Source organism: Prochlorococcus marinus XMU1411 (genome assembly GCF_017696075.1).
Lineage (GTDB): Bacteria > Cyanobacteriota > Cyanobacteriia > PCC-6307 > Cyanobiaceae > Prochlorococcus_A > Prochlorococcus_A marinus_V.
This window is the reverse complement of the sequence record NZ_JAAORI010000003.1, coordinates 740272-746610: the sequence shown is the minus strand read 5'-3', so window position 1 is coordinate 746610 and position 6339 is coordinate 740272. Positions and strand designations below refer to the sequence as shown.

The following is a 6339-nucleotide window of genomic DNA, read 5'->3' as shown; positions in this document are numbered from 1 at the left end:
TAATGAATCGTCTGTTCTTCCTTGAATTAATCCTTTTGCATTGAAACAGCAACTTCAACTACAGATTTAACAGCATTAGCTGGTAAAGATGTTTCATACCTAGCCTTAAATGGATACTGGATTCCTGAAGCTGGTAATCTGCCTTCAATAAGCGTAGGTTATGAAATGGGCGATCCTGAAGAAGATGGAGCGGCAGATACATCTGCTTTCTTTGTAGGCTTGCAGTGGGATGAATTTGGTGCAGGTACATTAGGTGCTGCTCTAGGAACTACAGGTCATATCGCTGACGGAGCTATCGATTACTACATGTATGAAGCGTTCTACTCTTACCCTATTAATGATGGTATGACAATTACACCACTTGTTTACTTGAAAGAAGCACCAGCTGGTACTGATGCAGACGAAACAGGTTTCATGGTTAAAACCTCATTCAGCTTCTAAATTTATTAATTTAATTTAGAAAATCTTACACACTTTTAAAAGGCCTGCTAATTTAGTAGGCCTTTTACTTTGTCATTAAAAATTAAAAAAATTCTTTTTTTAATCAAATTAAACTAAAAGATTAAAAAATATCTATTATTAAAATATCTAATAGGTTGGAGACTAGATATAGTGACACCAATATTTAAATGTTTAATTTGTCGAAAAGATATAGAAAGATCAACTAAAACATTTTGGAAGAAAAAAGGACATTTGTTATGCTCTTCATGTTTTGATTCAATTGAAAAAAAACAGTTTACAGAACAATAAATAGTATTTCAAATTTAAAATTTTGATTAATCAATAAAAAAACCCTGATTTAATCAGGGTTTAGACCATATTTAAAAAATAATTTGCAATATTTAGAATTAGGCAGTAGTTATAGTTACAGTTAAAACTAAATAGTAGCTAATTAACAATAGAATGTTCGAACTATAATCAATAATTTTTGATTAAATAAAAATAAATCAATAGAATTAAATTCGTTGACTTAATAATTTTAAAGAATAGATGAAGTGATATTTTTTATTCTGAATAAAATTTAATCACATTCCTCTATAAAAAATCTATTCGATTTAGAACCATCCTGGAATGATTTGCCCAGTGGTTACATAGGCACCTACAGCTGCAACGAAACCTAACATTGCTGCCCAACCATTAAAACGTTCTGCTTCAGGAGTCATAATAAATAAGAAAAATTATATTAACTATTGTAACAGGTATTATGAAGCTTTGTAAAGTAATTTTTGATTTTTTTTTAAAACAAAAAGCTTGTATTCTTTTAAATCCCGAATATGAGGCAAAAATGTCTCATTTATGTTAAACGATAGATATTCGGCTAAGCTTGTTGGAGTTCCTTTTTTTTAAATAATTTTTTTGTTTGGCACTGCATATTTGATATTAAGGTTGATGATAGATTTTTTTCTTAAAATTTAATTATTAACTGATAGATTTTAGATCTATAAAACATTATCAAAGATCCAAATTGAGGCATTCTGAAAATTTTTTTCCTTAAACTCATAGTGTTCTATTAATATTGCAAAAATACAACCAAGCAAACTATTCTTATTCATTAGTCTTAAATTATTAATAAATAGCTTATCGCTGCATTGTTAATTAAGATCAATTTTATAGAAATTGGTTTTATACTTGCAGTTACGAACGAATACTGGACTCAATTTTATAAAAATGTGGGTCGCCTGAGATTCGAACTCAGGACCAGCCGGTTAAAAGCCGGATGCTCTACCGCTGAGCTAGCGACCCATTTTGTAAAATTGAGTACATTAGAAATTATCCCTTTTTAAGGAAAAAAAAACAACTTATTATTTCAAGTTGAACAATAGAAATACAATTCTTAACTAATGAAATAAAAAATTAAAAATTCTCTCTATATTTACACTTAAAAGGTAGGATATTGATTAAATAACAGAATTTTTAAAATGCTCAGAACAATCGTAGTTTTTGCACCTATTATCGCAGCTTTAGCTTGGGTTATATTTAATATACAAAAACCAGCAAGAGAGCAGTTTAATAGAGACTTCTTGGGGAAGGATTAATCTAATTTGTTAGAAAAAGAAGTAATAGTAATTGGAGCAGGTCTAGCAGGTTCTGAAGCTGCCTGGCAGTTAGCAAATCATGGCGTGTCGGTTAAGTTAGTTGAAATGAGACCTCTCAAATCAACTCCAGCGCATCATACTTGTGAATGTGGAGAATTGGTTTGCAGTAACAGCTTTGGCGCTTTAAGTGCAGATAGAGCAGCGGGTTTATTACAAAAAGAACTAAGATTTTTTAATTCATTGATAGTTCAAACAGCAGATAAATTTGCAGTTCCAGCTGGAGGTGCTTTGGCGGTTGATAGATCTAAATTTAGTAATGCTTTGACTGAAGTTTTATCTAATCACCCTTTAATTGAAATTAAGAGATTTGAACAATTGGATCTCCCAACTAAAGAAAATATAACTATCCTCGCAACTGGTCCACTAACTGCAGATGAATTAGCCAACAAAATTCAATTTTTCACAGGTATTGATGCCTGTCATTTTTTTGATGCTGCCAGCCCAATAATTTATGGTGATACTATTGACAAAGAGATTGTTTTTAAAGCTAGTAGATACGACAAAGGGGATCCGGCATACCTTAATTGCCCAATGAATGAAAATGATTATATTCTTTTTAGGAACGAGCTAATAGAGGGAGAACAAGCTAATTTAAAAGATTTTGAAAAAGAATCTGCTAATTTCTTTGAGGCTTGTTTGCCAATAGAAGAAATTGCTAGAAGAGGAATTGACACAATGAGATACGGACCCTTGAAATCTATTGGGTTGTGGAATCCAAAGTGGGGAGACTTATTTAATAGGGAAAATAGATTGAAAAATCGGCCTCATGCAATTGTTCAATTAAGGATGGAAGATCTTGAAGGGAAGTTGCTTAATATGGTAGGTTTTCAAACCAACCTTAAATGGTCAGAGCAAAAAAGAATATTTAGAATGATTCCTGGCTTAGAAAAAGCTGAATTTGTACGTTTTGGAGTAATGCATAGAAATACATTTTTAGAATCTCCTAAACTACTATTGCCAACACTGCAATTTATGAAGAGAGAAACTCTTTTCGCCGCAGGGCAGATTACAGGAACGGAAGGTTATGCTGCTGCTTCTGCGGGCGGATTACTCGCAGGAATAAATGCAGCTTTATTAGCTAAGGGTAAAAAAACAGTTACTTTCCCTGATGAATCAATGATTGGTTCTTTGATGAATTTCATCAGTAATAGAAATCAAATATTGTCAAAACAGAAAAAAAATAAATTTCAGCCAATGCCTGCTTCATTTGGTTTAGTCCCAGAACTAACACAAAGAATTAAAGATAAAAGATTAAGATATAAAGCTTATCAAGAGAGATCCACAACTGCTTTAAAAGGGTTTAAAAAAGAATTAGATACTCTTTTTGAAAAAGATCACTTACTTACCAAAATTAATTAAAATAAATTATCCAAATTGTCCAAAATGAAATCTAATAAAGAAAATTTCGATGCAATTGTAATTGGCTCGGGAATTGGGGGGTTGGTAACAGCATCTCAATTAGCCTCTAAAGGAGCGGAAGTCTTAGTTCTTGAAAAATATATTATTCCAGGAGGGAGTGGGGGCTCTTTCAAGAGAAAAGGTTATACCTTTGATGTTGGTGCATCTATGATATTTGGATTTGGAGATAAGGGTTATACCAATTTATTAACTCGTGCTTTAAAAGATGTAAACGAAAAATGTGAAACTATTCCTGATCCAGTGCAACTGGAATATCACCTTCCAAATAACTTTAGTATTTCTGTAGATAAAAATTATGATCAGTTTATAAATAAATTATCAGCTACTTTCCCAAAAGAAAAAGTGGGTATCAGAAAATTTTACGATACTTGTGCAAGTGTTTTTAAATGTTTAGATTCAATGCCTCTTTTATCAATAGAGGATCCAAGTTATCTTTTTAAAGTTTTCTTTAAATCTCCATTATCTTGCTTAGGTTTAGCAAGATGGTTACCTGTAAATGCTGGAGATGTCGCAAGAAAGTTTATTAAGGATCCTCAGCTTTTAAAATTTATCGATATCGAATGCTTTTGTTGGTCTGTAATGCCTGCTCTCAAAACTCCTATGATTAATGCTGGAATGGTATTTACAGATAGGCATGCTGGCGGTATAAACTATCCAAAAGGTGGGGTTGGAACTATAGCAGAGAAGTTAGTTTCTGGGATGGAAAAATTAGGTAGTAAAATTCGCTACAAAGCTAATGTTACTGAAATACTTTTAAAGGACGAAAAGGCAGTAGGCGTTAAGCTCTCAAATGGGGAGGAAATTTACTCAAATATCATTGTATCTAATTCCACAAGGTGGGACACATTTGGCCTGAAAGATAAAAAGAAAGGATTAATTGCGAGCAAAAATGTACCAAAGAGTGAATATAAGTGGTCAGAGACATATAAACCTTCTCCATCTTTTGTCTCAATTCACCTTGGGGTAGAAAAAAATTTGATAAGTAATGACTTTAATTGTCATCATATAATTGTTGAGAATTGGGATGAATTAGAGAGTGAAAAAGGTGTGATTTTTATTTCTATACCTACTTTGCTTGACTCTTCTTTAGCCCCAGAAGGTAAACATATTATCCATGCATTTACTCCCTCATCTATTAATGAATGGGAAGGACTATCAAGGAAAGAATATCTACATAAGAAAGAAGAATATTTTTCATTTATTATTGAAAAAATTTCAACTATATTACCGAATCTAGAAGAGAATATCGATCACAAAGAAATTGGTACTCCAAAAACTCATAAAAAGTTTCTAGGAAGATATGAAGGTAGTTATGGACCTATTCCTAGCCAAAAGTTGCTAGGACTTTTACCAATGCCTTTTAATACTACAAAAATTAAAAACCTTTATTGCGTAGGAGATTCATGCTTTCCAGGCCAAGGCTTGAATGCGGTAGCCTTTAGTGGATATGCTTGTGCTCATAAAATAGGTTCAAAATTAAATATAAATAGTTTCAGCTTGCCAGATTAAAAAGGGTTCTTAGTAGATGGTAGAAAAGTTTAAAACTCTTTTTTTTGTTAAAAGCTCGTTAATTTCTCTATATTTAGCTCTTACTATCCCCATACCGTTTATTGCCATTGACAAATTAAAAATTCCCTCAATTTGCACATTTGTTTTAGGCCTTTATTTAATTATTAATATCACAAGTGATTACGTTGAGACTTGTGATAAAAAAATTTCCTACAAAACTAGCTTTATTTCTAAAGCCTTAGGGAGAAAAAATTGGGAGATTTCTTGGAAAGATATTAAATTAATCAAATCTCAGCCTACCAGTCAGGGTAGTAAAGTTTATTACTTCAATACTAATAAAGGGGATAATTATCTTATCCCTCAAAGAATTGAAAATTTTGAGAAGTTTTTATTAATTATTTCTAGAAAAACTGAAATTGAGGTGAAAGATATATCGTATTTATCACCTTTATGGACATATAAAATATTGACAATTTTGTCAGCTCTAATGATTATTTGGGAAATTTTTGTTTATAAATATCAAATATTATCGATGCTAAATCTATAACCTTGTTGTCTTACTGTCGTTATTCCCCCTCCTTCTCCTAGACCTGCCTGTTCTAATTTTCTTCTCAATGTTAAGACTTGAGTATCTACTGATCTTGGGCCTCCACTGAATGGAGGCCAGGCCATCCTTAAAAGCTCTTGTCGACTTCTTACCATACCAGGAGGCATAAGAAGAGCGCAGAGCAGGGCAAACTCTCTTGGGCTAAGTTCTACGGGCTTCTCACTAAGAGTTACTTGCCTTAAAAGGAGATGAACTTCTAGAGGACCAACTTCTACTTTTTCTTGTAATCCTATTCTTCCTCTTTTTAGTAAGGTTCTACATCTTGCTGCTAGTTCTTCTAAACCAAAAGGCTTTCTTAGAACATCATCAGCTCCTTCATCTAGAAGGTTTACTAAAGCTTCAACCCCTGATCTTGCTGTAAGAACAATAACAGCAGATCCCAACTGTTGAGCTAATCTCATTGCAGTATTCTGCTCAAGGATTTCAGCACTTACTAATAAGTCAGGTGATTGTTCTCTGCAAAGATCAACTGCTTCTGCAGCTGATCCAACTGCAGCAGCTAGGTGACCATCTTGGCGAAGTCTTTGTACAAGGACTGTTCTAAGAGTGGGGTGAGGTTCAACAACAAGAACTCTTGAGGGAGTTTGAGAGCTCGTAGGCAATTGTGAACTGCCAGGGGTTGAAGCTAAGATTTGCTCAGTTGATTGCATTCTTAATTACTGTTGTGCCAGGCAATTTTTTATCATCCTTAATAAGGTATAACAAATG

General features: G+C 32.9%; 7 protein-coding genes and 1 tRNA gene. 5 read left to right on the top strand and 3 right to left on the bottom strand.

Going from position 1 to position 6339, the window contains the following annotated elements; translation table 11 throughout:
• Window positions 1–165: 165 nt before the first annotated feature.
• Window positions 166–441: a carbohydrate porin gene (locus HA145_RS05990; protein ID WP_209128285.1), complete on the top strand. Its 276-nt coding sequence runs from the start codon at window positions 166–168 to the stop codon at window positions 439–441.
• Between the two features lie 614 nt (window positions 442–1055).
• On the opposite strand, the gene HA145_RS05985 is transcribed toward HA145_RS05990, so the two are convergent.
• Window positions 1056–1163, bottom strand: coding sequence for a high light inducible protein (locus tag HA145_RS05985; protein WP_011132751.1), 108 nt, complete (start codon window positions 1161–1163; stop codon window positions 1056–1058).
• A 508-nt stretch (window positions 1164–1671) separates the two neighbouring features.
• A tRNA-Lys gene (locus tag HA145_RS05980) sits at window positions 1672–1743 on the bottom strand.
• Window positions 1744–1919: 176 nt separating this feature from the next.
• On the opposite strand from HA145_RS05980, the gene HA145_RS05975 reads away from it, so the two are divergent.
• From HA145_RS05975 to HA145_RS05960, 4 genes are read left to right on the top strand one after another with little or no spacing between them, the layout of a single operon-like run.
• A complete protein-coding gene (locus tag HA145_RS05975; protein ID WP_011818654.1) occupies window positions 1920–2036 on the top strand; it encodes a photosystem II protein Y in 117 nt (38 codons plus the stop codon).
• A gap of 6 nt (window positions 2037–2042) precedes the next feature.
• Window positions 2043–3455 carry a methylenetetrahydrofolate--tRNA-(uracil(54)-C(5))-methyltransferase (FADH(2)-oxidizing) TrmFO gene (trmFO, locus tag HA145_RS05970; protein WP_209128284.1) on the top strand — a complete coding sequence of 471 codons (1413 nt, stop codon included), beginning with the start codon at window positions 2043–2045 and terminating at the stop codon, window positions 3453–3455.
• A gap of 24 nt (window positions 3456–3479) precedes the next feature.
• Complete coding sequence (crtH, locus tag HA145_RS05965; RefSeq protein WP_209128283.1) at window positions 3480–5024, top strand: carotenoid isomerase; 1545 nt, start codon at window positions 3480–3482, stop codon at window positions 5022–5024.
• A gap of 16 nt (window positions 5025–5040) precedes the next feature.
• Window positions 5041–5571, top strand: a complete 531-nt coding sequence (locus HA145_RS05960) for a hypothetical protein (RefSeq protein ID WP_209128282.1) — start codon at window positions 5041–5043, stop codon at window positions 5569–5571.
• On the opposite strand, the gene HA145_RS05955 is transcribed toward HA145_RS05960, so the two are convergent.
• Window positions 5544–6281 (bottom strand): response regulator transcription factor, encoded by a 738-nt coding sequence (locus tag HA145_RS05955; RefSeq protein WP_209128281.1) that lies wholly within the window; start codon window positions 6279–6281, stop codon window positions 5544–5546. The genes HA145_RS05960 and HA145_RS05955 overlap by 28 nt on opposite strands.
• Window positions 6282–6339: the final 58 nt, after the last annotated feature.